At 73.7% G+C, this 26,663-nt stretch carries 23 protein-coding genes and 1 riboswitch; of the genes, 9 read left to right on the top strand and 14 right to left on the bottom strand.

Annotated features, from left to right (window positions below; all coding sequences use genetic code 11):
• Positions 1-127: 127 nt before the first annotated feature.
• Positions 128-550: a VOC family protein gene (locus tag NFS20_RS17305; RefSeq protein WP_251153030.1), complete on the bottom strand. Its 423-nt coding sequence runs from the start codon at positions 548-550 to the stop codon at positions 128-130.
• 116 nt (positions 551-666) lie between these two features.
• Between NFS20_RS17305 and NFS20_RS17300 the strand changes: the two genes are divergently transcribed.
• Positions 667-1,041 (top strand): hypothetical protein, encoded by a 375-nt coding sequence (locus NFS20_RS17300; protein WP_251153029.1) that lies wholly within the window; start codon positions 667-669, stop codon positions 1,039-1,041.
• An 8-nt stretch (positions 1,042-1,049) separates the two neighbouring features.
• Here the strand turns inward: NFS20_RS17300 and NFS20_RS17295 are convergent, their stop codons facing one another.
• The gene (locus tag NFS20_RS17295; RefSeq protein ID WP_251153028.1) at positions 1,050-2,873 is read right to left on the bottom strand and encodes a lipase family protein; all 1,824 of its coding nucleotides are present in this window, start codon (positions 2,871-2,873) and stop codon (positions 1,050-1,052) included.
• 325 nt (positions 2,874-3,198) lie between these two features.
• Between NFS20_RS17295 and NFS20_RS17290 the strand changes: the two genes are divergently transcribed.
• The 3 genes from NFS20_RS17290 (at position 3,199) to NFS20_RS17280 (ending at position 6,027) form a co-directional block, all read left to right on the top strand.
• The gene (locus NFS20_RS17290) at positions 3,199-3,402 is read left to right on the top strand and encodes a hypothetical protein (RefSeq protein ID WP_251153027.1); all 204 of its coding nucleotides are present in this window, start codon (positions 3,199-3,201) and stop codon (positions 3,400-3,402) included.
• Positions 3,399-5,348 carry a glycosyl hydrolase family 28-related protein gene (locus tag NFS20_RS17285; RefSeq protein ID WP_251153026.1) on the top strand — a complete coding sequence of 650 codons (1,950 nt, stop codon included), beginning with the start codon at positions 3,399-3,401 and terminating at the stop codon, positions 5,346-5,348. The genes NFS20_RS17290 and NFS20_RS17285 overlap by 4 nt, the downstream gene beginning before the upstream one ends.
• A gap of 91 nt (positions 5,349-5,439) precedes the next feature.
• Positions 5,440-6,027 (top strand): P-loop NTPase family protein, encoded by a 588-nt coding sequence (locus NFS20_RS17280; RefSeq protein ID WP_251153025.1) that lies wholly within the window; start codon positions 5,440-5,442, stop codon positions 6,025-6,027.
• Here NFS20_RS17280 and NFS20_RS17275 read toward each other — a convergent pair.
• From NFS20_RS17275 to NFS20_RS17255, 5 genes are all read right to left on the bottom strand, one after another.
• Entirely contained in the window at positions 5,996-6,424 is a 429-nt protein-coding gene (locus NFS20_RS17275; protein WP_251153024.1) for a (deoxy)nucleoside triphosphate pyrophosphohydrolase, read from the bottom strand. The two genes, NFS20_RS17280 and NFS20_RS17275, sit on opposite strands and share 32 nt — an antisense overlap.
• 62 nt (positions 6,425-6,486) lie before the next feature.
• Positions 6,487-6,741 carry a helix-turn-helix domain-containing protein gene (locus NFS20_RS17270; RefSeq protein ID WP_251153023.1) on the bottom strand — a complete coding sequence of 85 codons (255 nt, stop codon included), beginning with the start codon at positions 6,739-6,741 and terminating at the stop codon, positions 6,487-6,489.
• 180 nt (positions 6,742-6,921) lie between these two features.
• Positions 6,922-7,224, bottom strand: a complete 303-nt coding sequence (locus NFS20_RS17265; RefSeq protein WP_251153022.1) for a hypothetical protein — start codon at positions 7,222-7,224, stop codon at positions 6,922-6,924.
• A gap of 109 nt (positions 7,225-7,333) precedes the next feature.
• Positions 7,334-7,672 carry an Hpt domain-containing protein gene (locus NFS20_RS17260; protein WP_251153021.1) on the bottom strand — a complete coding sequence of 113 codons (339 nt, stop codon included), beginning with the start codon at positions 7,670-7,672 and terminating at the stop codon, positions 7,334-7,336.
• Positions 7,660-8,025 carry a response regulator gene (locus NFS20_RS17255; RefSeq protein ID WP_251153020.1) on the bottom strand — a complete coding sequence of 122 codons (366 nt, stop codon included), beginning with the start codon at positions 8,023-8,025 and terminating at the stop codon, positions 7,660-7,662. Before NFS20_RS17255 ends, NFS20_RS17260 begins: the two co-directional genes overlap by 13 nt.
• A gap of 130 nt (positions 8,026-8,155) precedes the next feature.
• Between NFS20_RS17255 and NFS20_RS17250 the strand changes: the two genes are divergently transcribed.
• The 3 genes from NFS20_RS17250 to NFS20_RS17240 are packed head-to-tail and all read left to right on the top strand — an operon-like array spanning position 8,156 to position 12,157.
• A complete protein-coding gene (locus NFS20_RS17250; protein WP_251153019.1) occupies positions 8,156-11,122 on the top strand; it encodes a response regulator in 2,967 nt (988 codons plus the stop codon).
• Positions 11,119-11,625: a pyruvoyl-dependent arginine decarboxylase gene (locus tag NFS20_RS17245; protein ID WP_251153018.1), complete on the top strand. Its 507-nt coding sequence runs from the start codon at positions 11,119-11,121 to the stop codon at positions 11,623-11,625. The genes NFS20_RS17250 and NFS20_RS17245 overlap by 4 nt, the downstream gene beginning before the upstream one ends.
• Positions 11,615-12,157: a hypothetical protein gene (locus NFS20_RS17240; protein ID WP_251153017.1), complete on the top strand. Its 543-nt coding sequence runs from the start codon at positions 11,615-11,617 to the stop codon at positions 12,155-12,157. Before NFS20_RS17245 ends, NFS20_RS17240 begins: the two co-directional genes overlap by 11 nt.
• Positions 12,158-12,215: 58 nt before the next feature.
• On the opposite strand, the gene NFS20_RS17235 is transcribed toward NFS20_RS17240, so the two are convergent.
• The 4 genes from NFS20_RS17235 to gcvP all read right to left on the bottom strand — a co-directional run bounded on the left by NFS20_RS17235 (position 12,216) and on the right by gcvP (position 21,095).
• Positions 12,216-16,262: a phosphodiester glycosidase family protein gene (locus NFS20_RS17235; protein ID WP_251153016.1), complete on the bottom strand. Its 4,047-nt coding sequence runs from the start codon at positions 16,260-16,262 to the stop codon at positions 12,216-12,218.
• A 226-nt stretch (positions 16,263-16,488) separates the two neighbouring features.
• Positions 16,489-16,866, bottom strand: a complete 378-nt coding sequence (gene gcvH / locus NFS20_RS17230; protein WP_251153015.1) for a glycine cleavage system protein GcvH — start codon at positions 16,864-16,866, stop codon at positions 16,489-16,491.
• Between the two features lie 31 nt (positions 16,867-16,897).
• Positions 16,898-18,127, bottom strand: a complete 1,230-nt coding sequence (gene gcvT / locus NFS20_RS17225; RefSeq protein WP_251153014.1) for a glycine cleavage system aminomethyltransferase GcvT — start codon at positions 18,125-18,127, stop codon at positions 16,898-16,900.
• Between the two features lie 22 nt (positions 18,128-18,149).
• A complete protein-coding gene (gcvP, locus tag NFS20_RS17220) occupies positions 18,150-21,095 on the bottom strand; it encodes an aminomethyl-transferring glycine dehydrogenase (protein WP_251153013.1) in 2,946 nt (981 codons plus the stop codon).
• Positions 21,096-21,280: 185 nt separating this feature from the next.
• Positions 21,281-21,382, bottom strand: a riboswitch (glycine riboswitch).
• 132 nt (positions 21,383-21,514) lie between these two features.
• Between gcvP and NFS20_RS17215 the strand changes: the two genes are divergently transcribed.
• Positions 21,515-21,904 carry an SdpI family protein gene (locus NFS20_RS17215; protein ID WP_251153012.1) on the top strand — a complete coding sequence of 130 codons (390 nt, stop codon included), beginning with the start codon at positions 21,515-21,517 and terminating at the stop codon, positions 21,902-21,904.
• Positions 21,905-21,933: 29 nt separating this feature from the next.
• Here NFS20_RS17215 and NFS20_RS17210 read toward each other — a convergent pair whose 3' ends face one another.
• Together NFS20_RS17210 and NFS20_RS17205 are read right to left on the bottom strand one after the other, a co-directional pair.
• Entirely contained in the window at positions 21,934-22,818 is an 885-nt protein-coding gene (locus tag NFS20_RS17210) for a formate/nitrite transporter family protein (RefSeq protein WP_251153011.1), read from the bottom strand.
• Positions 22,819-22,939: 121 nt separating this feature from the next.
• Positions 22,940-24,355 carry a lactate/malate family dehydrogenase gene (locus tag NFS20_RS17205; protein ID WP_251153010.1) on the bottom strand — a complete coding sequence of 472 codons (1,416 nt, stop codon included), beginning with the start codon at positions 24,353-24,355 and terminating at the stop codon, positions 22,940-22,942.
• A gap of 252 nt (positions 24,356-24,607) precedes the next feature.
• Here NFS20_RS17205 and NFS20_RS17200 point away from each other — a divergent pair, with 252 nt between their 5' ends.
• Positions 24,608-25,615, top strand: a complete 1,008-nt coding sequence (locus tag NFS20_RS17200) for a hypothetical protein (RefSeq protein WP_251153009.1) — start codon at positions 24,608-24,610, stop codon at positions 25,613-25,615.
• On the opposite strand, the gene NFS20_RS17195 is transcribed toward NFS20_RS17200, so the two are convergent.
• Positions 25,560-26,480 (bottom strand): LysR family transcriptional regulator, encoded by a 921-nt coding sequence (locus tag NFS20_RS17195; protein WP_251153008.1) that lies wholly within the window; start codon positions 26,478-26,480, stop codon positions 25,560-25,562. The genes NFS20_RS17200 and NFS20_RS17195 overlap by 56 nt on opposite strands.
• Positions 26,481-26,663 lie beyond the last annotated feature (183 nt).

The raw sequence follows: 26,663 nt of genomic DNA, 5'->3' as shown, positions 1-26,663 counted from the left end.
CGTGATCACCCGCGAGGTCGTGCTGGACAACGTCAACCCGACCATCGTGCCGCGCGCCACCACCCGCACCCGCACCCCCCGCGAGAAGTCCGCGTAGACCGTCCCCGACCGGACGGCGCCGGAGCGTTCAGCCGACGAACAGGCAGAACGGATGACCTGCGAGGTCCGCGTAGACACGCAGCGGCTCGTCGGGGTCGTGCGAGCGGTCGCGCAGGAGCCGCGCGCCGAGCGCGAGGGCGCGCTCGTGCTGGCGGTCGAGCTCGGCGACGTCGGGCACCGTGCAGTCGAGGTGGAGCTGCTGCGGTATGTCCGCGTCGGGCCACGTCGACGGGGCGAGCGTCTCGACCTGCTGGAAAGCGAGCTGGACGCCGCCCGGCGCCGCCCGCAGCACGAGCCAGTCGGCGCCCGCCGGGTCGGGCTCGCCGGGCGGTGGCGGGTCGTCGCCCGTCCGGTACTCGAGCCCGAACAGCTCGCGGTAGAACTCCGCGAGCGCCCGTGCGTCCGTCGTGTCGAGCACGACCTGGGCGATCCGGGGACGTCCCTCGGCCACGGTGACCACCTCCGACCTCACGGTCCGACGCCGGTCGCGCGCTCGCAAGCACGTCGGCACCCCACGGGTGAGGATGGGACCCGGGACCGACCCGGGCCGGAGCAGGAGGTACGGACGTGACGGACGTGGGGGCGCGGCTCGCGCAGCACGTCGCCGAGGCGGCGGACGCGTGGTTGCGCGACCCGCTCGACGCGGGTGTCTACCGGCGGCTCGTCGCGGCCACGCTGGCGTGGCGCTCCCGCGCCGTGCCCGACGGCGGTCCGGTCGCCCGCGCGGTCGACGAACCGCCGCAGGGGGTCGGTGACGAGGACCGCGAGGTCCGCGCCGTGCCCGACGACGAGAGGTACCTCCGTCCTGACCGCGCGCCGCGTCCGGTCGGCAGCGCGCTCGCGGACGTGGCGAGCCTGCTCCGCGCCCGGTCGGACGCGGCCAGGTCCGGCGGGGGCGCGTCCGACGCAGCCCGGCCGGACGCCGAGTCGTCCGAGGGCTGACCGAGCGCTCACCCCACGCCGCACGTCGGCGTCGGCGCGGTACCGGCGAGGCGGTCCTCCGTCCAGCGCAGCAGGTCCGGGACGAGCGGCGAACCCGCCTCGACCAGACCCACGTGGTCGGCGCCGTCGTACCGCCGGTAGTCCACGGGCTGGCCCTGAGCGCACCGCGTGCCGACGTACGCGTCCTGCATGCCCGGCACGACGAGCGTGTCGTCCGCTCCCTGGGCGACGAGCACCGGTGCCGCGACGCGTCCGGTCGGGACGTTCTCCGCGAGACGCTCCCCGAACGCGCCGGTCGTGGGGTCGCCCGTCCACAAGGGCTGGTCCATGGCGAGCGTCTCCGCGAGGGAGACGAGCGCGCCCGGCTCCGCGAGGCATCGCGTCGCCATCTCGTGCACCACGATCCGCGCGCCGGGCCGGACGACGTCGTACGGGTCCGCCTCCGGGTAGGCGGCGGCGTACGCCTCCACCACGTACGAGGCGAAGATGCTGCCGCCCGGCACCGCCTCGAGGTGCTCGACGAGCGCGGGCAGGTCGCTCGCGGGGGCGAGCGCGGCGACACCTGCCAGGGGCACGTCGGCGGCGTACTCCGGCGCGACCTGTCCCGTCCACAGGGCGGCGTGCCCGCCCTGCGAGTGCCCCCAGACCACTGTCTGCTCGCCAAGCGCCACGCCGTCGAGGCCGCGCGCCGCGCGGACGGCGTCCAGGACCGACCGCCCTTCCCCCTCACCGATCAGGTACGGGTGGGGGGAGTCCGTCCCGAGCCCCGTGTAGTCGGGCGCGACGAGCGCCCAGCCGCGCGCGAGCACCTCGTCGAGCAGGTAGAACGCCCCGGACTCGAACGGCTCGTCGAGGACCGACGGCGCGCAGCCCCGCGCGAAGCCGGTCGTCCCGTGCGCCCAGGCGACGACGGGGGGCGGGGCTGCGTCGTCGGGCAGGTCGGGGAGCACGACGATCGCGCTCGAGAGCGCGGGCTCGTCCTCGTCGCGCGTGGTCGTGTAGAGCACGCGCCACGCGGTGGAGCCGTCGGGGACGGCGCGCGAGAACGGCTCGGCGCGCAGGAGCCGACCGGGCTCGGACGGGACGTCGGCCGGGGGGTCGTAGAACGCGTCCGGGTGTGGTGCGCCGCTCTGGACCGCGACGCTCACGCCGGCGAGGCCTGTCGCGAGAACGACCGCCACGATCGCCCCGGCGAGACCGGCACGGTGCGACCCACCAGGCACCGCGACGACGTCGCCCTCGCGCTCGGCGCCGCCCTCCCGCGAGCGCCGGACACCGCTGACGGCGAGGCGTACCCCGAGGAGGACGAGGCGGACGCCCAGGCCGACCGCGACGACGAGCACGGTCACGTCCGGCCAGGCGAGCGCGAGCAGGCCGAGGACGGCGCTCGCGACACCCAGCAGGACGAGCGTCCACCGCTCGGTGCCCCGCGCGAGCATCCCCTCGAGGACGTCGAGCGCGCCCGAGACGACGAGCCCGATCCCGACCAGGATCGTGACGACGAGCAGGGACGGACCCGGCCACAGGGCGACGGCGGCGGCGAGAGCCAGGAATGTGAGCGCACGCGCGACGCGCAGCACGGGCGACCACCTCGAGGCCGAGGCCGCGACCTCGCCCGTCGTGGGTCGGTCGCCGACGAGCTCCGCGACGCCGAGCACGACGGACCCCACCACGACCGCGACGACGAGCAGGGCGAGCGATGCGAACGGCCGCAGCACCACGACCGCACCGACGATCACGCACACGGTCCCGAGGAGGGCGGACACCCACGGGGGCACCCGGTCCCCCGCGTCGCGCAGTCGTGCGCGCAGCATCGCACCGAAGCGGGTCACGCGGTGAACGTACTGTCCAGGACGTGGGCCCGCGCGGGGAACGGTCCGGTCGGCAGTCCGCCCCCCGAGGCACGGTCGTCACCGGCGAAGGTCGGGACCGGCGACGGACGACGAGTGGTGCCCCTGTCGCCATCGCGGCGACAGAAGTGCAAGAAGTCGACATCGTGATGAAAACTCGTCGCAACTCCTCTTGTGTCGACTGCCGGACCGGCCTAGGGTCTGCTCGACGACGGTGCGCGGTGGTGCGACCACGCGCCGACCGGGCGGGCCAGCACGCCCGCCGGGCAGCACGGAGGCCGCGCCTCCCGACAGAGACGGATCGACGATGATTCGCAGCATCTTCCACCCCGGCAACGCACCCTCTCGCCGCGCAGGACCCGCACCTCGCTCGGCACACGCGGCTCGCGCTCGGCGCGGCCACCTCGCGACGGCGGCGGCCGCAGCGGCCGTCGCGCTCACGCTCGTGGCCGGCACCGCGTCGGCGGCGCTCGCCCAGGCGCGGCCCACCCGCCTGCCCCGACCCCGGTGACGCGCGCCGCCCTCGACCCCGCCCTCGTCGAGGGACGCGGCGCGGACGTGCCGTTCGTCGAGCAGGAGGCCGAGAACGCCGTGACGACGGGCACCGTGATCGGCCCGGGGCGCGACGCCTACACGATCGAGGCCGAGGCGTCCGGGCGGTCGGCGGTCCGGCTCACCGCGGGCCAGCACGTCGAGTTCACGCTGCCCGCCGCCGCGAACGGGATCACCGTGCGCTACGCGCTCCCGGACGCGCCCGAGGGCGGGGGGATCCGCGCACCGCTCGACGTCTCGGTGCTGCGCCAGGGGAAGAAGGTCGGCGTCGACCGCCGCATGACGCTCACGTCCGAGTACTCCTACCTGTACAACCAGTACCCGTTCACGAACGACCCGACCGCCGGCCTCCTGCAGCCCGACTGGTGGGTCACGGAGTGCGCGTGCGTCCCGTCGCAGACGACGCCCGTCCCGACGTTCGACACCCCGTTCCGGCCCATGAAGTTCTACGACGAGCAGCGCCTGCTGCTCGGTCGGACGGCGAAGGCCGGCGAGACGATCCGGCTCACGATGCCCGCCGGCAGCAACGCTGCCTGGACGGTGATCGACCTGCTCGACTCGGAGAAGGTCGCTCCCCCGACGATCCGTCTCCGCGCGGCCAACGCGCTGCTCTTCGGCGCCGACCCCACGGGCCGCCGCGACTCCGCCGACGCGCTCGACCGGACGATCGCGTGGGCGAAGAAGCGCGACCTCGAGGTTTACGTCCCGCCGGGCGTCTACCGGGTGAACCGGCACGTGGTGGTCGACGACGTGACGATCCAGGGCGCCGGGAGCTGGTACACCGTCTTCCGCGGCAGCGAGGTCGCGCTGGACGAGCCGGCCGAGGACGGGTCCGTGCACACGGGCGTCGGGTTCTACGGGCGGTACGCGGACGAGGGGGGCAGCCGCGACGTGCACCTGCGCGACTTCGCGATCGTCGGTGACGTGCGCGAACGGATCGACACCGACCAGGTCAACGGGGTCGGCGGCGCGCTGAGCGACTCGTCGGTCTCCGGGCTGTACATCCAGCACACCAAGGTCGGGCTGTGGTTCGACGGGCCGATGGAGAACCTCGTCGTCGAGGAGAACGTGGTCGTGGACCAGATCGCCGACGCGCTCAACTTCCACGGCGGCGTGACCGACTCCGTCGTCCGGGGCAACTTCATCCGGAACACCGGGGACGACGGCCTCGCCATGTGGTCCGAGAAGCTCTCGAACACGGGCAACGTGCTCGAGCGCAACACGGTCCAGTCGAACACCCTCGCGAACGGCATCGCGGTCTACGGGGGCACGGACAACACCGTGCGGGCCAACCTCGTCGCCGACCCGGTGCGCGAGGGCAGCGGGCTCCACGTCGGGTCACGCTTCGGCGCGGAACCGTTCACGGGCACCCTCGACTTCACCGACAACACCGCGGTGCGCGCCGGGACGTACGAGCTCAACTGGAACGTGGGGCTCGGCGCGATCTGGTTCTACGCGCTCGACCGCGACATCGACGCGGACGTCCGCGTGACCGGCGACCACTACCTCGACAGCACCTACAACGCGATCATGCTCGTGTCCGACTGGGGCGTGAAGGACCAGGTCGCGATCGAGGGCGTGGCCTTCGAGGACGTGCGGGTGGACGGGACGGGGACGTCCGTGGTCAGCGCCCGCGTCCGGGGCGGCGCGTCGTTCGAGAACGTCGACGCGCGCAACGTCGGCTGGGCGGGCGTGAACAACTGCGGGTCGTTCAACTTCCCGGCGGGCGGCACCGAGTTCACGCTGACCGACCTCGGCGGGAACGACGGCACGTCGCTCAGCCCGTGGGAGACCGGGACCGTGAACTGGCTCGGCCGGTTCGTGCCGAGCGCACCGAGCTGCACCGACCGCCCGCCGGTCGTCGCTCCCCCGGCGCCGTCGCCCTGGGTCCAGCCGGTCGGCTGACCCACCTGCCGCCGAGTGCTGGGTATCTGTCGTCGAGAGCCCACCGTGACGACACATACCCAGCACTCGGCGGGTGGGGTAGTTTCCGCGGGTGCCTCTTCTCGGACCGGACGACGACGTCGTCGCGCACCTCGGCCACGCACCGCGCCGGATCACCGTGGCCGGGGTGTCCGGGTCGGGCAAGACGACGCTCGCGGGCCGGCTCTCGCAGCGGCTCGGCGTGCCGCACACCGACATCGACGGGCTCTACCACGGGCCCGGCTGGGTCCCGCGGCCCGAGTTTCTCGACGACGTCCGCGCACTCCTCGCGCAGGACACGTTCGTCACCGAGTGGCAGTACTCCACGGCGCGACCGCTGATCCTCGCCCGGGTCGAGCTCCTCGTCTGGCTGGACCTGCCGACGAGCGCGACGATGCGTCAGGTGCTCGGCCGGACGGTACGACGCTCGGTCCGACGCGAGGTGCTGTGGAACGGCAATGTGGAGCCGCCCCTCTGGCGCTCCGTCCTCCAGCCGCCCGAGGAGAACATCGTCCGCTGGGCGTGGGTCACGCGGCACAAGTACCGCGACCTTCCCGAGCGCGTGGCCCGGGACGCCCCGCACGTCGCGCTCGTCCGGCTGCGCTCGAGGCGGGAGGTCGATCGCTGGGTCAGACGGCTTCCGACGCGACCTGTCGCGTGAGCTCCTCGACGATGGGCACGTCGCCGTCGAGCCACTCCACGGCGTGCCACTCCCCCGGCTCGAGCCAGGCGAGGTCGTCGTGCTCGACGAGCGGCTCCGGTTCGCCGTCGACGACGCGCGCGAACCACAGCCGCATGACGTGGCGGTCCGTGATGACCCAGGTCCCGTGCTCCGGCCCGACGACCTCGTCACCGAGCTCCACACGCACGCCGAGCTCCTCGCGGAGCTCACGGTGCAGCGCCTCCTCGGGCGTCTCCCCCGGGTCGACCTTGCCGCCGGGGAACTCCCACCGTCCCGCGAGATGCGCCGGGCGTGACCGGCGCGCAGCCAGGAGCAGGCGCGGCGCGGCGAGGTCGTCGACGATCGCCGCCGCCACGACGAGTCTGCGCAGTGTCATAGGCGGAGTGTCGCACGTCGGCGTGTCGTGCCGGTGGCACGCACGTGACGCACGACCTCGCCTCAGCGCAGGCCGGCGGCGCGGGCCCAGGCCACGGCCTCCGCACGCGTCGAGACGCCGAGCTTGCGGTAGAGGCTGCGCACCTGCGACTTGACGGTGTTGCGGGTGACGAAGAGCTTGGTGGCGATCTGCTCGAGGGTCACGTCCTCGGACAGGTTCGACAGGACGACGCGCTCGCGGCGGGTCAGCGGTGCGATGGGCTGCGGCGAGGCAGCCAGCGGGAACGCCGACGGGCGGACCAGCTCGATGGTGCTCATGTTCTCCTCCAGATTTTTTCCGGTCACGCCAACACCCCTGACGGATCCGGTGTGGTGCTACTGGAAGAGACGGGCGAAGGTCATGTTCATGACGCGTGTTTTCACCCTTCGTTCAGGACGTTCGTCCTGAGGTCTCTCCCAGGGCGGCCGCGCAGGGCCGCCGACATGCGTCGTCGCAGGTCAGGCCGCGCGGCGGAAGGACAGAAGGACGAGAGCGACGGCGACGTGGGAGCCCCCGACGTGCCGGTCCTCGGTCACGACGTCGACCGCAAGGTGCTCGACGGTCGGGACCATCCCCTGTGCGAGGTCCTCCTGGAGCGTCCGCTCGAGCACGTCGCTGAGCGCCGCCATCGCGGCGTCGACCGTCGGGCGCGGGCCCGACGACAGGTAGGTCGGCGTCGGGACCTGCGGCCGGACGGCGCCGGTCTCGTCGCCGGGGCGCCCGTCGAGCGCTGGGGCCGGGTGCGTGCTGGTGTGGAACATGAGTCTCCCCCTCGTGGACCGTCGGGGCGGTCCCCCGAGGCAGGACCCACGCTCCCCGAGCTACCTCAAGGACCTGCGCCCCGAAGCCCAACGGATGCTCAGGATTTGCTCAGTTTCCCGCGCCACCGGGCCGGGCGGCCCTGCGCAGGCGCTCCAGGGCGTCGGGTGTCCGGGAGTCGTCCTCCGCGCGGAGCACGTCCTCCAGGTGCCGGGCGGCGTCCGTGAGCGCCTCGTCGCCGAACGTCCCGGCCGAGCCCGCGAGCGCGTGGCAGAGCTGCACGGCCTCGGCGCGGGCGCCGGGTTCCGGGGCCCCTCCCGCGTCGAGCAGCTCGAGCAGCCGGGCCGCGCGCGCGGCGTTGCGCTGCCGGGCGCGGTCGGAGAGCAGGGCGAGCGCGTCGTCGAACCCCGGGGCGGGGTCGGGCCGGTCGCCAGGCGTCAACGCGCCCACCCGAGGACCTCGGCGAGCCGGTCGGGAAGGGTCAGGGGATCGAACGGCTTCGTGAGGACGGCCGCTGCGCCGAGCCCGTCGAGCCGGGAGATGTCCTGCGTGCCGACCTTCGCCGTGAGGAACACGACCGGCACGTCGCGCAGCCGGTCGTCCGCCCGAATCCGGGCGAGCACCGCCGGGCCGTCGACCGTCGGCATCATCACGTCGAGGAGGATCACGTCCGGGCGGACCTCGCGCGCGACCGCCATCCCCTCCGCACCGTCGCCGGCGGTGTGCACCTCGTGCCCGCCGACCGCGGTGAGCGCGAGCGCCGCGACCTCGCGGATGGACGCGTCGTCGTCGATGACCACCACGCGTCGGCCCCCTGCTACCACCTGTGCCGTCCCCGTCCGCTCGCTCGTCGCCGCCCGATCGACCGTAACCCAGCGCGGCGCCGGTCGCCGCCGGACGGCGAGCACGTCACCCTTCACCTACGCTCGTCGCATGCAGGAGGGGCAGCGCGCGGCGGCGCGAGCCTGGGAGAGCTTCGTCCGCTGGTCCTGGGTGGCGGGCGTCGGGGTGCTCGGCCTCGTGGTGCTGCTCGCCAGCCCGCTCGACCAGGCGGTGCGCGAGGAGATCTCCCGCGCCTCGATCGCCGCGGCCGGGGTGGTCGCCGCAGTGAGCTGCGGCTGGCGCGCGTCGCGGTCGACGGGACGCCGACGCCGGGCCTGGGGCCTCCTCTCCCTCGGCGGCGTGGTGGGTCTGCTCGGCAACGTCTACGCGGCGGTCGTCGGCGACCCGACGACCGGGGACGTCGCCTACATCGCAGCCCTCTGCCTGGGGATCGTCGGCCTCGCGCTGTTCCCGACGGTGCGCCCCCGCGGGCAGGAGATCGTCCGCATGCTGTTCGACAGCGTGGTCGTGGGCGGGTCGGTCCTCTACATCGCGGTGTTCGCGGTCGTGCTCGAGGGCGAGTCGTGGCGGACCGCGCCCTCCGTCACGGCGTACGCCCTCCCGGTCGTCGACGCGCTGCTCGCCACCCTCGCCGTGCTCGTCATGACCCGTTCGAGCGCGTCCGAGCGCGTGCCGTTGGTGCTCGTGGGCAGCGGCTTCGTCCTCTACGCCGTCGCGGACGTCGCGTTCGCCCTCCTCTCTGCGGGCGGCGAGTTCGCGTTCGGCAGCCCCGTCGACGTGGCATGGGTGGGCGGCTACCTCGCCATCGCCCTCGCCGCACGGCATCCCGCGGCGTCGGGAAGCCCGGTCGCCGACCGGCGCGCCGAGGGTTCGGCCGTCCTCGGCACGGCAGTGACCTTCCTCCTCTTCCTCGCCGCGGCGCTCGTCCGCGTCGCCCAGGCGGACGACACGATCCCGGCGATCGCCAACGTCCTGTGGGTCGCGGTGCTCGTGGCCGTGGTCGCGCGCCAGATCCTCGTGGTCGTGGACAACGAGTCGCTCCGGCACGGGCTCGAGCGACGCGTGGAGGAGCGCACGGCGCAGCTTCGCTCGCTCGCGAGCGAGCGCGAGCGCACGCTCGAGTCGGTCGCGGACGGCATCTACGGCGTCGACGCGTCCGGCCGGGTCACGTTCGTCAACGCCGCCGGAGCACGCACGCTCGGGGCGTCGGCCGCGGACCTCGTGGGGCGCGAGGCCCACACGACGTTCCACGCACCTGCCGAGGACGGCACGGCGTACCCGGTCGAGCGCTGCTACATCACGGAGGCCGTGCGTGACGGCGTCACGGCCACGGCTGAGCTGGACGTGTACCGCCGCCTGGACGGCAAGGACGTCCCGGTCGAGGTGACCGCCAGCCCGCTGCGCGACGACGGGACGATCCGGGGCGCGGTGGTCGTCTTCCGCGACGTCGCGGAGCGACGCGAGGTCGAACGCATCAAGGACGAGTTCGTCTCGGTCGTCAGCCACGAGCTCCGTACGCCCCTCACGTCCATCCGCGGCGCGCTCGGCCTGCTCGAGAGCGGCATCCTCGACGGGGACCCGGCACAGGCGTCACGCATGGTCCACATCGCCCTCGCCAGCAGCGAGCGCCTCAACCGGCTCGTCGACGACATCCTCGACGTCGAGCGCATGGACGCCGGGACGACGTCGCTCGAGCTGGCGGACCACCCGGTGGACGAGCTCGTCGCCGCCGCGGTCGAGCAGGTCACGATCCTCGCGCACGACGCGGGTGTCCTCCTCGACACCTCCGGCACGGGGCCGGAGGTGGTGCACGCCGACGGGGAGCGCATCGTCCAGACCCTGACGAACCTCCTCAGCAACGCGGTGAAGTTCTCCCCCGGCGGCGGGACGGTCCGCGTGTCCTCGGTCGCGGTCGGCGAGATGGTCGAGCTGCGCGTCGACGACGAGGGGCGTGGCATCCCGCCGGACAAGCTGGAGACCGTGTTCCGTCGGTTCGAGCAGGTCGACGCCTCTGACGCCCGGGAGCGCGGAGGGACCGGGCTGGGCCTCGCGATCGCGCGCAGCATCGTGGAGCGTCACAGCGGTCGCATGTGGGCCGTGAGCGACGGCGAGGGGACGGGCTCCAGCTTTCGTCTCACCGTCCCGCGTGTGGCGAGCCAGGCGTCCCGGGTCCGGCCCCCCGACCCGGAGGGCTCGGGGACGGTGGCGGACGGTCGTGCGATGCGGGGCGACACGGCAGACGACCTCGGGCTGCCGACGCCGCGGGTCGTCGTCGTCGACGACGACCCGTACGTGGTCGACGTCCTGCGCGAGGTCCTCGAGGCGCGCGGGTACGACGTCGTCGGGGTGACGGACGGCGACGAGGCGGTCGCGCTCGTCGAGGAGGAGCACCCCGCCGCGCTCGTCCTCGACCTCGCCATGCCGGGCACCGACGGGACCGAGGTGCTCGGCCGGCTGCGTCGCACCGCCGCGACCGCGGACGTGCCCGTCGTCGTCGTGTCGGGGACGCGTCCGACGGAGGCGCGCGAGGTCGCAGTGCTCGCGGACGGCTGGCTCGTCAAGCCGGTCGACCCGGCCCGGCTCGCGCAGACGGTGCACGACGTCATCAGGCTGCGTCCCCACCACGGCCGCGTCCTCGTCGTGGAGGACGACGACGACCTGCGCACCGTGCTCGCCACCGTCCTCGAGAGCGGTGGGCTCGTCGTGACGCAGGTGGCGTCGGTCGCCGAGGCCCGGGACGCCCTGACCCGCGCGGACGACCCCGACCTCATCGTGCTCGACCTCGCCCTGCCCGACGGCACGGGCAAGGACCTCGTCGCGGCGCTCCGTCGGGACGGCAGGCTCCGCCGGCTGCCCGTCGTCGTGTACAGCGGCTCCGAGCTGGGCTCCGACGAGCGTGCCGACCTCGGCCCGGGCCCCACCGTGTTCCTGACCAAGGGTCGGGCCGCACCGGAGACCATCCTCCGGCCCGTGCTCGACCTTCTCGACGCCGCCTCGGGGCTCACGCCCCGTGTCCACGTCGACGTCCCCCCGGCCCCGACCCAGAGGACCCCATGACCGACGCACTGACCATCCGTGTGAGCTCCGGCGCCGGTACCGGCCGGACCACCCTGGCCGCCTTCGACGCCGCGCTCATGGCCGCCGGGGTGGCCGACTACAACCTCGTGCGTCTCAGCTCGGTCGTCCCGCCGGGCAGCCGGGTGCTGGAGGTCGCCGGTGCCGACCAGCTGGTCGGAGCGCACGGCGACGCCCTGTACTGCGTGTACGCGGAGGCCCACGCGCAGCTCCCCGGGCACGAGGCGTGGGCAGGCGTGGCCTGGTCCCTGCGGGACGACGGGAGCGGCGCCGGGCTGTTCGTCGAGCACGAGGGCCCGTCGCACGAGCAGGTCGAGACGGACCTCACGCACAGCCTCGAGGACCTCTCCGCCACCCGCGGCGGGACGTACCACGAGGCCGGTCGCCACCTCGTCGGCATCACCTGCGAGACGCTGCCGGTGGCGGCCGTCGTCGTGGCGACGTTCCGCCGGGCGGGCTGGGAGGAGGCCGGCGATGCGCGCTGACGTGACGTTCGAGACCACGGTCACGGACGACGTCGCGGAGCGGTTCTGGCGCCTGTACCTCGAGGCGTTCGAGCCGTTGCGGACGCGTGCCGCGGCGCGGCACGTGCTGCACCACGAGGAGTTCGTGGAGGAGATGGAGGACCCGCGCGTCCTGAAGCTCCTCGCGCACGACGGTCAGGGCGAGGCGGTGGGCATGACGACGCTCGCGACCGACCTCGCTGCCGTGCCCTGGGTCAGCCCCGAGTTCTTCGCCGCGCGCTACCCCGAGCACGCGGCGCGCGGTGCCGTCTGGTACATCGGCTTCACGCTCGCCCACCCGGGCCGTCGCGCGACGCGGACGTTCATGGACATGATCGATGCCCTGGTCGCGCACCTCGCCGAGCACCGCGTGGTGTGCGCGTACGACGTCTCGCGCTTCAACGACGACTCCCTGCGCTTCGCGGACAACCTCCGGCGCCACCTCGAGCGCAACCAGGACGTCACCGTCGAGACGGTCGACCAGCAGTCGTACTACGCCACCACGTTCCACTGACGGTGCCGCCGACGCGGCGCCGCGGGCGACCTCGGGTCGCCCGCGGCGCGGACGAGCGTCACCGCACCGTGACGGTGACCTCCCTGCTCCGTGTCTCCCCCGCGGCGTTGGTCAGCACGGCGACGTAGGTGTAGCGGCCGGGGGCCTTGCCCGTGAGGACGGTCGACGCCGCCTGCGCGGCCCCGCCCTCGCCCGGCACGAGCTCCTGCCGGTCGATCTCGACCCCGCCCTCGTACAGCACGTACCCGGTGGCCTGCGTGCCCCACCACTTGTTCACCGTGACGGTGTAGTCGCCGTCGCGGTCGTGGTTGTCGTGCGACAGGTCCGGCGTGCCGGGGTTCGCGTCCGCCACCAGGACGGTGTGCGCGCCGGCGCACGGGGTGACCCCCACGGCGTTCTCGAGCTCGCACGTGTAGGTGTACGCACCGTTCGTCCGGCCCGTGACCGGGACGGCGAACCGCTGCGCCCGCGTGCCGCCGTGGACGAGCGGCTGCGTGCTGACCAGCTCGCCGTCCTCGTACAGCCGCAGCGTCGTCGCGTTCTCGCCCCACCACAGGTCGACCATGACGGCGTAGTCGCCGTCCCGCAGGCCCGTGTCCCAGCCGTTGTCGTCGGCGATCCGCGCCTGCCCCGGCTTCCCGGCCGGGACGAGCACGTCGAGCGTCCCGACGACGTCGTTCACCTCGACCGTCAGCGTCGCCCGTCCTGGTGCGACGGCCGTGACCTCGTGGGAGACCGGGTCCAGCGCGACCACCGTCCCGCGCGGCGCGTCCTGCGCAGCACCGACGAAGACGCCGTCCGTCCCGCCCCAGGCCGCCGAGACGGGCCAGGCGACCGGGACCACGCGGTCGTCGTCCTGGTTCACGGTCGCGCTCACCGCACCCGACGCGCCGACGGCCAGCTCGGCGGGACCCGCGACCTCCACGGCGTCCGCGCGAGCGTTGACCTCGACGGCGAGCCACCCGGCTCCCGGTCCCTCGGGCACCCCTCCGGACGGATCGGACCACCGGCCCTGTGCGGGGTCGATCCCGAGCATCGTCCAGCCCGTGAAACCACCGTCGTCGGGCGTGCTCGCGGGGCTCTTGCCGGAGTTGCCGTTGACGACGTACGGCACGCCGTCCTCGGTCTTCGCGTGGAAGACGCCGACGTGCGAGCCGACGCTCGCGACCGACTTGCCCGACGTCTCGCGGAAGTCCTCGAGCCAGCCGCGCACGACGTCCGCCTCGAGCCGGTCGACGAGCTGGCTCGCCTTCGTGGGCAGCGGGTCGTCGACGGGGTGGTGCGCCACGACGACGACGCCTGTCACCGCGTCGTCCGTCACCGCGGCGTCGAGCTGCTCGCGCAGCATCCGGAGCTGGGCGTGGTCGGCGTTGAGCGTGCCGGCCGCGGTGTCGAGCAGCACGAGGCGTGTGCCGTCGACGTCGAGGTGGTGCGTGGTGTCGCCGAACTCGTCGACGAAGTTGTCGATCGAGCCGCCCATCACCTCGTGGTTGCCGGGGACGTAGTACCAGGGCAGGTCGGTCCCGCCGAGCTCGTCGTCGAGGATCTCGCGCGCGAGGTCGAAGTCGGCGGGCGACGCCTCGTCGACCAGGTCGCCGTTGACGACGAGCACGTCCGGCCGGGACGCGACGATCTCCCGGAGCGTGCGGCGCGCGCCCTCCACCGCCCCCGACTCCGGCGACCGTGCGACGAACTGCGCGTCGGACATCACGGCGACGCGGAGCGGGGACGCGTCGGTGGCGTTCTCCGCGACGACGACGTCGTCCTCGACGCGGCCTGCCGGCGGCGTCTCGACGGCCGGCGGGACGTGCGCCCGCAGGTCGCTGATCGTCATCGCACCCGCGTACTGCGCGGACGCGCGCGTCTCGAGCACGCGCACGCGCTGCAGGCGCAGCGGGAAGTCGACGCCTGCGGGGACGGCGAAGGTGGCCTGCTGCCAGCCCTCCCACGAGACGTTCGGCCCGTCGAGCTGCGTCGTCACACCGTTGCCCTGCTGGACCTGCAGGCGCAGCCACGCGCCGCTCGCGTCGCCGTCGACCCACATCGTCAGCCGCTGCGGCTGCCCCGCGATCTCGCGGGTCGCCTCCGGGACGACGGCGTACTGGCCGCGCGTCGCCGTGGACTGCGTGAAGTCGTAGGTGAGGCGCAGGCCGGGCGCGCCGTCGTGACCCTCGGCGGGAGCGACGCCGCCGCCGGGGGCACGGTCGTTCGCGGCCTTCCACGTCGCGGCGTCCGCGAAGTCGGCCACCGGAACCTGCTCGAGGGAGACGGCGACCGCCACCTGGGCCCGGTGCTCCCCGACGGCGAGGTCGAGCGTCGCGGCCCCCGACGGCGCGGTGCCGCGGACCGTGAACGTGCCGGACGTACCCGGCTCGAGCGCGACGACGCCCTCTCCCCCGCTGACGACGACGTCGCGCGACTCGATCGGGGCGGAGTACCCGTCGGCGTCGTACCCCGTGAGGGTGAGCGTCGCGGTCGACCCGGCGTCGGCGAGGCTGACGACCGGCTCGTCGACGGCCACGCGGACCAGCGGCCCGAGGACCCGCAGCTCCTGGCTGCCGGTCGCCGTGCCGTCGGGGCCACCGACGGCGGTGACGGTGGCGGTGCCCGGTGCGACGCCGGTCACCGTGCCGTCGGTGGCGTCCGCGACCGCGTCGTCGGTGCTCGCCCAGGCGGACGGCCCGGCCTCGACGGGCGACCCGACCTCGTCGTACGCCCTGGCGGTCAGCGTCCGGTGCAGCCCGGGGAACACCCGGTCGGCGTCGTCGGCCGTGAGCGCCGGGGCCACGGCGAAGGCGCTCGCGACGCCCGAGCCGCCCGCGACGAACAGTCCGAGACCGTTCGCGTCGCGGCGCTCGGTGCCGTCGGCCGGGGAGTTGAGGACCGTCGTCGACGCGTCGCCGGGCAGGCGCGCGTTCATCTGGCTCGACCCGCCGCCGTCGAGGTTGATCGCGTCGTCGGCGCCGAGCTGGCCCAGGAGCTCGCCGAGCTCGGGCAGCGTCATGCCGGTGCTGTGCGACTGGCGCCCGTCGACGACCACGAGGTAGGCGGTCGCGCCGTCCTCGCTGAAGCCGATCGCCGTGCGGGGGTGCCGGACCAGCGAGTGCCCGCCCTCCCAGGAGGTCGGCTCGCCGTCCTCGAGGAGCCAGTCGCCCTGGTCGCCACCGACCGCGACGGCGACGTCGCCCGCGTCCGCGCGCAGGCCGTACTCGAGAGTCACCGGGTCGCCGGGGGCGACCGTCGCGAGGGCGTCCGCCGCCGCGCCCGGCCGTGCGACGACGGCGCGCACGCCCTCGTCGAGCCGGCCGCTCCCGGGCGTGCCGACGGAGGTCGCCGTCCCGTCGGGGCTCACGAGCACCTCGACGCCCTGCTCCCCCGCCGCGAGGACGCGCGTGCGGGTGTGAGCACCCCACGCGCTGTCGAAGACGGCGACCCCTCCCGCCTGGACGGCCGTGACGTTGAGGCCGGCGACCGGGTGCGCGGTCTGCCCCGCACCGACGCTCACGCTCCCCTCGAGGAACAGCTCGGCCAGGCGTCCGAGCCCGTCGGAGCCGATGACCGCGGAGCGCTCGCGACCGGACACCGCCGAGGACAGGAGGGTGCCGTCGTCCACGGCGGTGCCCAGCGGCGCACCGGAGCTGTTGATGTCGAAGAAGTCGCCGTTCACCGCGGCGACGGCGCCGCGTGACGCGGCCATCTCGCTGACGGTCGCGCTCCCGGCCACCGCGTCCGGGCCGAGGTACCCCACGCGCACGTCGTCCGAGCCGAGCTCGGCGACGAGCACCTCGCCGCTCAGCCACCCGTCCGGGCCGAGGCGCGTGAAGCTCGTCTGCTCGAGCCCCGGCGCGATCGTCCGCTGCTCCACGTCGGTGACGAGGGCGTCGCCCGCGTCGTCGAGCGCGAGCTCGCGTGGTGCCGGCCACGCGGCGGTGGGTGCCGGTCGGGTGAGAGTCCCCGCGGCCACCCCGCCGGGGGCTGCCGACGCCGGCACCGCGAGGCCCGTCGTCACCAGGCCGGCGGCGACGAGCGCCCCGGCGAGCCGCGTCGCCCGGTCCCGGGCCGTTCGGTGGGCGGGTGCCGGTCTCGGCACGGTGTCGAGCGTCATCGCTGAGGTCCTCCGGTCGGTCCTGTCGTCGTATGGCGAACACTTTCACGCCATGGGAGACATGTGAAGGTTTTCGCCGTGACGTCTCGTGACCGGCCGCTCGGGCCGGACCGGACGCCGTCGTCCACGGTCCGGCACGGACCTTTCCGACAGGGCACCTCCCGGTGAACGCACGGGGCACCCCGGGCGAACTCGCCCGGGGTGCCCCGTCAGGTGTCGTGGCCGGTCAGCCGGCGACGAGCGCCTCGTAGGCGTCCGCCGAGAGGAGGTCGCCCGTCGCGGTGACGTCGACCTTGAAGAGCCAACCGTCGGTGTACGGGTCGGAGTTGACGACGGCCGGGTCGTCGATCGCGGCCTGGTTGACCTCGGTGACGGTCCCCGTCACCGGCGAGAAGAGCTCCGAGACCGACTTCGTGGACTCGACCTCGCCCACGACGCTGCCGGCCGTGACCTCGGCGCCGACCTCGGGCAGCTCGAGGTAGACGATGTCGCCGAGCGCCTCCGCGGCGGTCGAGGTGATGCCGACGACGGCCGGCTCGGACCCGTCGATCCACTCGTGCTCGGCGGTGTACTGCAGGTGCGACGGGAACTGGGCGTCGGTCATGGGGACTCCTTCGGGCGGGTGGCGACGGTGGTCAGGACTGCTGAGGACGACGGTAGAACGGGAGCGGCACGACCACCACGGGCTCGGCGCGCCCGCGGACGTCGACCGCGAGCTCCGTGCCCTCGGCCGCGAGCTCGGGGCTCACGTACGCCATGGCGATGGGGTACCCGAGCGTGGGCGACGGCGCCCCCGACGTGACGGTGCCGATCCGTCGCGGCTCTTCCCCGGCCGCGGGCAGCACGACGCCGTACCCGGCGCGCGCCGGCCGGCGTCCGAGGCCCTTCAGACCGACGAGGACGCGCGCCGGCGGCGAGACCTTGCGCGCGGCGAGGGCGTCCCGGCCGACGAACGGGACCGTGGACCCGTCGGACCGTGTCACGTCCGCCTTCTCGAGCTTCACGACCCGCCCGAGCCCCGCCTCGTAGGGCGTCGTCGTCGTGTCGAGCTCGTGCCCGTACAGCGGCATCCCGGCCTCGAGCCGGAGCGAGTCGCGCGCGGACAGCCCCGCCGGCACGAGCCCGTGCGGCACGCCGGCGGCGAGGAGGGTGCGCCACAGCGCCGCCGCGCGGTCGGCGGGGACGAACAGCTCGAAGCCGTCCTCCCCCGTGTACCCCGTGCGGGCGACGAGCGCGTCGACGGTGCCGTCCTCCACGGTCAGCGCGACGGACGCCGACGCGTAGTACTTCATCGAGGGGATCGTCTGTACAGGATCGTCCTGGCCACCGGTCGCACCGCTCGCGTCGACGAGGCCGGCGACGATCGCCTCGGCACGCGGACCCTGCACCGCGACGAGCGCCGTCTCGCTCCCCCGGTCCGTCACGACCGCGTCGAAGCCTTCGGCGCGCGCGACGAGCTCGCGTGCCACGAGCGGTGCGTTGCCTGCGTTCGCGACGACGAGGAACTGCTCCGCGGCGAGGCGGTACACGACGAGGTCGTCGAGCACCGAGCCGTCCTCGGCGCAGATCATCGTGTACCGGGCACGCCCGGGCGCGACCGCGGTGAGGTTACCGACGAGCGCGTGGTCGAGCGCCGCCGCGGCCTGCGGGCCGGTGACGTGGATCTCGCCCATGTGCGAGAGGTCGAACAACCCGGCCGCCTCGCGCACCGCGCGGTGCTCGGCGAGGTCCGACGTGTACCGCAGCGGCATCTGCCACCCGCCGAAGCTCGTGAGGCTCGCCCCGAGGGCGACGTGCTCGTCGTGCAGCGGGCTGAACCGGTCCGGCTCCCCTGCGGCTGCCTGCTCGGTCGACTGCTCCGTCATCGTGTGGTCCTTCCTGGTCGCGTCAGTGCGCGTAGGCGTCGAGGGGCGGGCACGAGCACACGAGGTTGCGGTCGCCGCGTGCGCCGTCGATCCGGCGCACCGGCGGCCAGTACTTCCCGGCGCGCAGGCTCGCGACCGGGTACGCGGCGAGCTCGCGGGAGTACGGCTTGTCCCACGAGTCCGCGGTGAGCGCCGCGGCCGTGTGCGGCGCTCCGCGCAGCGGCGACTCCTCGACCGACCAGCGGCCCGAGGCGACCGCGTCGATCTCGCCACGGATCGCGACGAGCGCGTCGACGAACCGGTCCAGCTCGGCGAGGTCCTCGCTCTCGGTCGGCTCCACCATGAGCGTCCCGGCGACGGGGAACGAGAGCGTCGGTGCGTGGAAGCCGTAGTCCATGAGGCGCTTCGCCACGTCCTCCGCGGTCACACCCGTCTCGGCGGTGATCCCCCGCACGTCGAGGATGCACTCGTGCGCCACGAGCCCGTTCGGGCCGGTGTAGAGGACCGGGAAGTGGTCGGCGAGCCGGCTCGCGACGTAGTTCGCGGTGAGGACGGCGGTCTTCGTCGCCTCCGTGAGCCCGTCCGGACCCATCAGCGCGACGTACGCGTAGGAGATCGGCAGGATGCCCGCCGAGCCGTACCGCGTCGCGGACACCGGGGTGCCCGACGGCGCGGCTCCCCCCGGTGCGCTCTCCGCGCCCGCGAGCGGGTCGCCCGGGAGGAACGGCACGAGGTGCTCCGCGACCGCGACCGGCCCGACGCCGGGACCACCGCCACCGTGCGGGATGCAGAAGGTCTTGTGCAGGTTCAGGTGCGAGACGTCGCCGCCGAACTCGCCGGGACGGGCGAGCCCGACGAGGGCGTTGAGGTTCGCGCCGTCGATGTACACCTGGCCGCCAGCCTGATGTACGAGGTCGCAGACCTCGCGTACGTGCTCCTCGTACACGCCGTGCGTCGACGGGTACGTGATCATGATCGCGGCGACGCGCGGCCCGTGGTCGTCGAGCTTCGCGCGCAGGTCGTCGAGCAGAATCTCGCCGTCGGCGGCCGTCGCGACGACCTCGACCTTCATCCCGGCGAGCGCCGCCGACGCCGCGTTCGTCCCGTGCGCCGAGGCGGGGATGAGGCACACGTCGCGCTCCGTGTCGCCACGCGACACGTGGTACTCCCGGATCGCCAGGAGGCCCGCGAACTCGCCCTGCGACCCCGCGTTCGGCTGGACCGACACGCCCGCGTAGCCGGTGATCTCCGCCAGCGCTCCCTCGAGCCCGTCGATCAGCTCCGCGTAGCCCTGCGCCTGGTCCGTCGGGACGAACGGGTGGATGTTCGCGAATCCCGGCCAGGAGATCGCCTCCATCTCGGCCGTCGCGTTGAGCTTCATCGTGCACGAGCCCAGCGGGATCATCGTGCGGTCGAGAGCGAGGTCCTTGTCCGAGAGACGGCGCAGGTAGCGCAGCATCGAGGTCTCGGAGCGGTGCAGGTGGAAGATGGGGTGCTGGAGGTACGCGGTCTCGCGGCGGGCCCAGGACGGCAGCGCGTCGACGCCTTCGGCGGGGGAGGCGCTCTCGGCAGGGACGCCGAAGGCCTCCAGCACCGTGGCGACGGTGGCGGGGGTGGTGGTCTCGTCGCAGGCGATCTGTACGTGATCGGCGTCGGGGTTGTACAGGTTGATGCCTGCCGCTGCGGCTGCCTCGACGACGTGGGTGGCGCGGCCCGGGACGACCGCGCGCACGGTGTCGAAGAAGACGTCGTGCTCGACGGTGACGCCGCCCGCGCGCAGCGCCGCGGCGAGGGACGCGGCGTGGCCGCGGGTGCGCTCGGCGATCGCGCGCAGGCCGTCGGGGCCGTGGTAGACCGCGTACATCGACGCGACGATCGCGAGGAGAGCCTGCGCGGTGCAGATGTTGCTCGTCGCCTTCTCACGACGGATGTGCTGCTCGCGCGTCTGGAGGGCGAGGCGGTAGGCGGTGTCGCCGTCCGCGTCGATCGACACGCCCACGAGACGCCCGGGCAGTGACCGCTCGAGGCCCTTGCGCACGGCCATGAACGCCGCGTGCGGGCCGCCGTAGAAGAGCGGGACGCCGAAGCGCTGCGCCGAGCCGACGGAGACGTCGGCACCGAGCTCGCCGGGCGAGACGAGCAGCGTCAGCGCCAGCAGGTCGGTCGCGACGGTGACCAGCGCGGCGCGCTCCTTCGCCTCCGCGACGACGGGCCTCCAGTCCACGACGCGCCCGGACGCCCCGGACTGCTGCACGACGACGCCGACCAGCGCCGCGTCGTCGGGCAGGTCCGCGGGGTACGTCCCCGCGGCACGCGCCGCGGAGAGTCCCGCCTCGAGGCCGCCGGAGAGGTCCGCGACGACGACCGGGAGGCCGATCGCCCGCGCCCGGCCCAGGGTGACGGCGAGCGTCTGGGGGAACAGGTCGGCGTCGACCACCACGTACCCGGTCTTCGCGCGCGACGCGCGCCACATGAGGGCCACGGCCTCCGCGACGGCGGTCGCCTCGTCGAGCAGCGACGCGTTGGCGACGTCGAGACCGGTGAGGTCCTCGACGACCTGCTGGAAGTTGAGGAGCGCCTCGAGCCGGCCCTGCGAGATCTCCGGCTGGTACGGCGTGTAGGCGGTGTACCAGGCGGGTGACTCGAGCACGTTGCGGCGGATCACCGGGGGAGTGGTGGTGCCGTAGTAGCCGAGACCGATCATCTGCGTCTTGACGACGTTCTTCCCCGCGAGCTCGCGCAGGTGGTCGAGCACCTCGGTCTCGGTGCGCGCCGCCGGGAGGTCGAGAGGTCGGTCGGCCCGGATCGAGGCGGGCACGGCGGCGTCGACGAGCGCGTCGAGCGACGCGTACCCGAGCTGGTCGAGCATCGTCTGCACCTCGCGGCCGCGGGGGCCGAGGTGGCGCGGGGCGAAGGCTCCCGTGCTGGCGCCGTGCGGGGCGGCGGGGTCGAACGACTGCTGGGTCACGAGGGACCTCCGGTGGCGGGGGACGACGAGGGGTCCCTCCCCGCTCTGTCATCGGACGCACGCGTCGACCTGAGAGTTTTGCCGGTCCGCCATGCCCTCACGAGGGCCGGGGCGCGCCGGCTTGCACCGTCGGTGGGCCGCGCGTCGCCGGGTCCCGACGTCGAGCGGCCGCTTTCCAGAGTTGCCTCGCCGCGACGGTACGTGGGCCTGAGAGATTCCCGGGGAGGAAATTGCTCCTTCGGCGCCGGCGGTCACGTGGACCGTCCGGGCTCTCCCGTCGTGGTTCGGGCGGCACGGCAGCACTGTCCGTCGACGACGGGCGCAGCGCTACCGCTGAAGCATGAAGTTGTGAGGCCATCGTACCGGCAGCGCCCCCGGCGCAGACCGTCTCGGGTCGCGCGTCTGGCAGGGTGATCGCCATGCCCTCCGACACGATCGTCGACGTGGTCCTCCTGCTCGTCCTCGCCGGAGCGGGGATCCTGCTCGTCTGGTGCGCCCGGGCGACGGCGAGCGGACGCGTCGGACGCAACCAGGTCGCCGGGATCCGCACCGCCACGACCCTCGCGAGCGACGACGCGTGGCGGACGGCGCACCGGGCGGCCCGCCCGCTGAGCGAGGCGGCCGGCTGGGTGCTGGTCGCCGCGGCGCCGGTGCTGTTCCTCGTCGACGGGGAGGGAGCCGAGCTCGTGGTCACCCTCGTCGCCACCACGGTGACCCTGGGGCTCACCGTCGCGGGCGCCGTGGTCGGGACCCGTGCGGTGCGGGCCACCACCGCCGGGACACGTCGGGGCGGGACACGGGCCCGCTGAGCCGAAGCGGGCGCAGCCCTCGCGGTCCGTCAGGCGGGCTCGGAGACCAGCTCACGCTCCGGCGTCGGCCCCGCGACCGGTGCGACCGGCGCGGCGGGCGCGGCGTCGGCTCCCCCGCGCGCCTTCTGCCGCCCGTGCGTGTAGTAGAGGGGCAGGCCCGTCAGGAGGAGCCCGCCGACGAGGTTGCCGAGCACGGTGGGGATCTCGTTCCAGACGAGGTAGTCCATGATCGTGAACTGCCCGCCGAGCAGCAGGCCGGACGGGAAGAGGAACATGTTGACGATCGAGTGCTCGAACGCCATGAAGAAGAAGAGCATGACGGGCATCCACATGGCGATCGCCTTGCCCGGGACGTCCTTCGCGACCATCGCGCCGATGACGCCCATCGACACCATCCAGTTGCACAGCATGCCGCGCACGAACAACGTCAGCATGCCCGACGCCCCGTGCTCCGCGTACCCGACGGTGCGTCCCTCGCCGATGTGGCCGATGGCCTGACCGACCTCGTTCGGCGGTGTGTCGAACCCGTACGTCACGACGATCGCCATCATCACCGCGACCGCGAACGCGCCGATGAAGTTGCCGACGAACACGAGACCCCCGTTGCGGAGGACGCCCCGCAGCGTGACGCCCGGGCGCTTGTCGAGCCACGCGAGCGGCCCGAGCACGAACATGCCCGTGAGCAGGTCGTACCCGAGCAGGTACAGCATGATGAAGCCGACGGGGAAGAGGATCGCACCGAGGATCGCCTGCCCCGTCGTCACCGTCACGGTGACCGCGAACGCGGCGGCGATCGCGAGGATCGCGCCGCCCATCGTGGAGCGGATCAGCGTGTCGCGCGTGGAGAGCAGGACCTTGTTCGCGCCGGCCTCGACGAGGGTCGGGACGAGCTCGGCGGGCTTGACGTAGGACATGGGGCACGGCTCCGGGGGAGAGGTCGGCGTTGGCCTGCCGCGTCGTGCGGCGCTCCCGACGCTAGGCGCGGGGCGTTACCCCGGCGTGTCCCCGTCCGCGCGGTCTCGTTACGGTCTTCGCTCAGCCACGGCCGGCGTGCTGTGAGATCGCCGCGCGCTGCACGACGACGGACTTCACCGTGGCCAGCCGGCCCACCGCCCGCTCGAGCGCGCGCGTGCGGCGCTCCGTCGCGCTGAAGGTGACGTCGATGCGACCGACCCGGCCGCCGTCGACGGCCGGCCGTGTCGCGAGCGAGTCGAAGCTCACGCCGCGCGTGGAGAACACGCCGGTGAGCGCGGTGAGCGTCCCGGGCCGGTCGTCGCCGTGCACGGTCGCGACCCAGTCGACCTCGGCCGCCGCGCGCTCGCCGGTCCGCGGTGCGGACCGCACGGCGGGCTCGGTGGGATCGGCCGGGCCCGCCGGGCGTCCTGTGACGGCGGCGAGCATGTGCCCGACGCCGTCCGCCGCCTCGGCGAGGCGGCGCGCCTCGTCGTCGGGCAGGGGATCGAGGAGGACGCGCGTCCAGCCCTCCGGTCCGAGCACGAGCGGAACGCCGAGGACGCCCCGGAACGGATCGACCGCGGCACCGGTCGAGACCTCGCCGTCGAGGGCGACCTGGCCGGCGACGACGATCTCGCGCCCGTCGAGGAGCGTCTCCACGAGGTCGACCGTCGCGCTCGCCGTCCCTGCCGGGGTCTTGGCCCCGGACTGGTGGGTCATCCACGGCCGGGTGACCGTCCGCAGGTCGGCAGGCCACGAGTCGATGAGGTCGAACGCCGCGCCGATGTCCTGCGCGGCGACGGTCGCGAGCTCGCGCTTCGCCGCGGCGATCTCGTCGGGCAGGACGTCGAGCGACCGTCCCCGGCGCAGGGCCGCCACGGCGCGACGACGCTCGTCGAGGTCGAGGCCGCTCACACGGACGGTCGACCACAGCGGGACGGCGTCCTCGCCGTGCTGCCCTCCGACGAAGCCCCCGACGCGGTGCCGCCGCACCCCGAGCTCGACCGCGATCTCGCGGCGGAACCGCAGGGTGTCGAGCCACGCACCCATCCCGAGCACCCGGTGCCGCCCGAGTCGTCCGGCCATGACGGCGACGCCGAGCTCGACGGGGTTCGTCACGACGAGCACGACCTCGTGCCCCGACCCGTGCCGCGCGATCGCGTCGGCGTGCTCGGCGAGGACGGCCAGGTTCGTCGCCGCGAGCAGGCGGCGGTCCGGGTCCGCTCCGGCACGTGCCGGAGCCGTGAGACCTGCGGCGACGACGATCACGTCGGCCACGACGTCGGCAGGGGAGTGCGCGACGTCGAGCAGAGGCGCGTGCTCGTCGTAGGCGTCGACGAGATCGGCCCGCAGGCCGTGCACCGCGCGCGCCGACGAGCCGTCGCGCCGTCCGACGAGCTGGAGGCGCGACGTCGGCGGCAGGACGCGCCGCTCGACGAGCTGCGTGCACACCTGGCGCCCGACGTCCCCCGTCGCGCCGATCACCGCTACGTCCATCCCGGCAGCGTACGGCCGGCGCTGTCACAGGGTCGCGTGACGATGCCAGCGTCGGACGACAGGTCGCAGTGCACGAGGCAACCAGGGGGACTGATGAGTGCGCACCACTGCTTTGGTGGACAGCGGAGAAGGCGGAACGTCGGACCCTACTGGATCGAGTCCTTGGCACCTCGATGCGGCGACTGCCGCGAGAAGGCGTCCCGACGGGCGTTCGTCGAAGCCCGGAGGACCTTCGTCCGGCTCGTTGCGTTCGTGCCACTCCTCGCGGTCGCGGTCTATGTGCTCGTCGCGCTGATCCGCTCGCCAGGGGTCGACCCGTTGTCCACGGACTTCCTCGAGGCGCTCGCCGTACCGGCCCGTGACGTGTCGGTCAGCTTCGTCGACGTGGCGATCAAGATCGCCGTCGTCTCGCTGCTGGGCGTCGGTGGAGTCGAGATCGCCGCGCACGCCGTCGGTCGCAAGGTGCGGGCCGGTACGACGGACCCGACAAAGGAGTCATGGGCGCTCGCGATCGAGGATCTCTCGCGCCTCGGGCTCTCGTTCGCCTGCTGGCTGCTCGTCGCGGTGCTCGTCATCTTCGGACTGCTCAGCGCGCGCGAACCTTCCCAGTGGCCGGTCACTGTGGCTGCACTGATCTTCGCTGTCGCCGTCAGCATCATCGTGATTCAGCCCGACGAGCCCCATCCCGATCTGGATCGGCACCGGCACCAGCTCCGGGTAGACCAGGGCCAGCGACGGCGTGCTGCACGTATCCGTCTTGCTCGCACGTCAGCGCGAGGCCGGGTCGGACTCGACGCGGCAGTCCTTGTCGTCCTGGTAGCAGGCAGTGATGCGTGGCTGACGCTCGAGTCGCGATTCCTCGCCGTGAACCTGCTGACAGTCCTGGACCTTGGCGTGCTCATGTCCGCATCTCTGGGCGTGGCCGCGGCTGTCCTCCTCGGGCATCGTCTCCTCGGCCTGGTCGTCACCTCGGGGGTAGCGGTTCTCTTCATCGTCGTGCTCATCAGCGAGGTGAACGGCATGGGAGGGTGGGCGATCGTGATCGTCCGGGCGTTCGTCTGGGGATCGCTGGCCGCGGCGAGCTACGGACTCGGGCCCGGACGTGCACTCGCACGCCTTGGAATCGATCTCTACCACCGGAAGAACCCTCACGATCCGTACGACTGGCCCGGAAGCTACGCCGTCGGGAAGTCCTCGCCACGAGTCACGCGAAGGAGATCTCCGCCGCGGCGTCGACCATCTCGTCGAGCACCGCGCTGACGACCGGCCGCGGCTCGTGCCGGGTGGCGCGGTGCCGCGCGACGAGCCGGCGCGAACCGAGACCCGGGAGACCGACGACCGTGACGCCGTCGGGCACCTCGTCGGACGCGCCGCCCTCGACCGCGAGCGCCGGGAGCATCGCCACGCCGAGACCGACGGCGACGAGCGAGAGCGCGACGTCGAAGTCGTAGTAGAGGTGCTGCGTCCGCAGGGTGCCGCCGAGGCCCTGGGAGAGGCGGCGCAGCGCGCGCGCCGCGGCGGTGTCGGGCTGCGGGCCGAGCCAGACGGCGTCGCGCACGTCGTCGAGCCGAGCAGGCGTGGGCATCGACGCCGGGACGACGAGGCGCCAGGGCTCCTCGAGCAGGACGACCTCGTGCGTGCCGCGCGGCGCGGGTGCCTCCGCCGCCTCGAAGTCGCGCTCGAGGAGGACGACGTCGAGCTCGCCGGCGCGCAGGAGGCGCAGCGCCTCGGCGGGCTCGCGTTCCTGCACGGCGAGGTCGATCCCGGGCGACGTCTCGGCGAGCCGTGCCGCGACGGGGGCGACGACCGCGCGGATCGCGGACTGGAAGGCGCCCACGGCGACCCGACCCGCGACCTCGTCACCCAGGGCGGCGAGCTCCTTGCGCGCCTCGACGAGCTCGGTCTCGATGCGCTCGGCGACGTCGGCGAGCACGCGCCCGGCCGGTGTGAGGGTCACGCCGCGAGGGCCGCGGTCGAGCACGAGGACGCCCTCCTCGGCCTCGAGCCGCTGGATCTGCTGCGAGACCGCGGAGGGGGTGACTCCTAGCAGGTCCGCGGCCGCGAGCACACCTCCACCCCGGTGCACGGCAAGGAGGAAGGCAAGTCTGCGTGGGTCCGTCGCCATGTAGCGATACTAAACGGCTGGTCCAGCAACGTTCGATTGTGCTGAACGAGAATCCGCTCCACACTGGTGCACGGCGCCGATCGGTTTCCTCCTCCTTACGGGTCGGCGCCAGAGCTTCGCACCACCCGCGCCACCAGCCACGAGCCCGGAGCGCACAGCCACCGCAGCGTCGCGGAACCCCCT

The sequence above is a fragment of the Cellulosimicrobium sp. Marseille-Q4280 genome, assembly GCF_943181405.1.
GTDB lineage: Bacteria > Actinomycetota > Actinomycetes > Actinomycetales > Cellulomonadaceae > Cellulosimicrobium.
The sequence above is the reverse complement of the archived record's forward strand: the minus strand, read 5'-3'. Positions and strand labels throughout refer to the sequence as shown.

Coding starts and splice junctions, on each gene's coding strand:
- NFS20_RS17265 (WP_251153022.1), bottom strand. CDS start 7,224: ATGTTCCACACCAGCACGCACCCGGCCCCAGCGCTCGACGGGCGCCCC.
- NFS20_RS17210 (WP_251153011.1), bottom strand. CDS start 22,818: ATGTCCTACGTCAAGCCCGCCGAGCTCGTCCCGACCCTCGTCGAGGCC.
- NFS20_RS17240 (WP_251153017.1), top strand. CDS start 11,615: ATGCGCGCTGACGTGACGTTCGAGACCACGGTCACGGACGACGTCGCG.
- NFS20_RS17275 (WP_251153024.1), bottom strand. CDS start 6,424: ATGACACTGCGCAGACTCGTCGTGGCGGCGGCGATCGTCGACGACCTC.
- NFS20_RS17195 (WP_251153008.1), bottom strand. CDS start 26,480: ATGGCGACGGACCCACGCAGACTTGCCTTCCTCCTTGCCGTGCACCGG.
- NFS20_RS17250 (WP_251153019.1), top strand. CDS start 8,156: ATGCAGGAGGGGCAGCGCGCGGCGGCGCGAGCCTGGGAGAGCTTCGTC.
- NFS20_RS17215 (WP_251153012.1), top strand. CDS start 21,515: ATGCCCTCCGACACGATCGTCGACGTGGTCCTCCTGCTCGTCCTCGCC.
- gcvH (WP_251153015.1), bottom strand. CDS start 16,866: ATGACCGACGCCCAGTTCCCGTCGCACCTGCAGTACACCGCCGAGCAC.
- NFS20_RS17245 (WP_251153018.1), top strand. CDS start 11,119: ATGACCGACGCACTGACCATCCGTGTGAGCTCCGGCGCCGGTACCGGC.
- gcvT (WP_251153014.1), bottom strand. CDS start 18,127: ATGACGGAGCAGTCGACCGAGCAGGCAGCCGCAGGGGAGCCGGACCGG.
- NFS20_RS17205 (WP_251153010.1), bottom strand. CDS start 24,355: ATGGACGTAGCGGTGATCGGCGCGACGGGGGACGTCGGGCGCCAGGTG.
- NFS20_RS17270 (WP_251153023.1), bottom strand. CDS start 6,741: ATGAGCACCATCGAGCTGGTCCGCCCGTCGGCGTTCCCGCTGGCTGCC.
- NFS20_RS17235 (WP_251153016.1), bottom strand. CDS start 16,262: ATGACGCTCGACACCGTGCCGAGACCGGCACCCGCCCACCGAACGGCC.
- NFS20_RS17290 (WP_251153027.1), top strand. CDS start 3,199: ATGATTCGCAGCATCTTCCACCCCGGCAACGCACCCTCTCGCCGCGCA.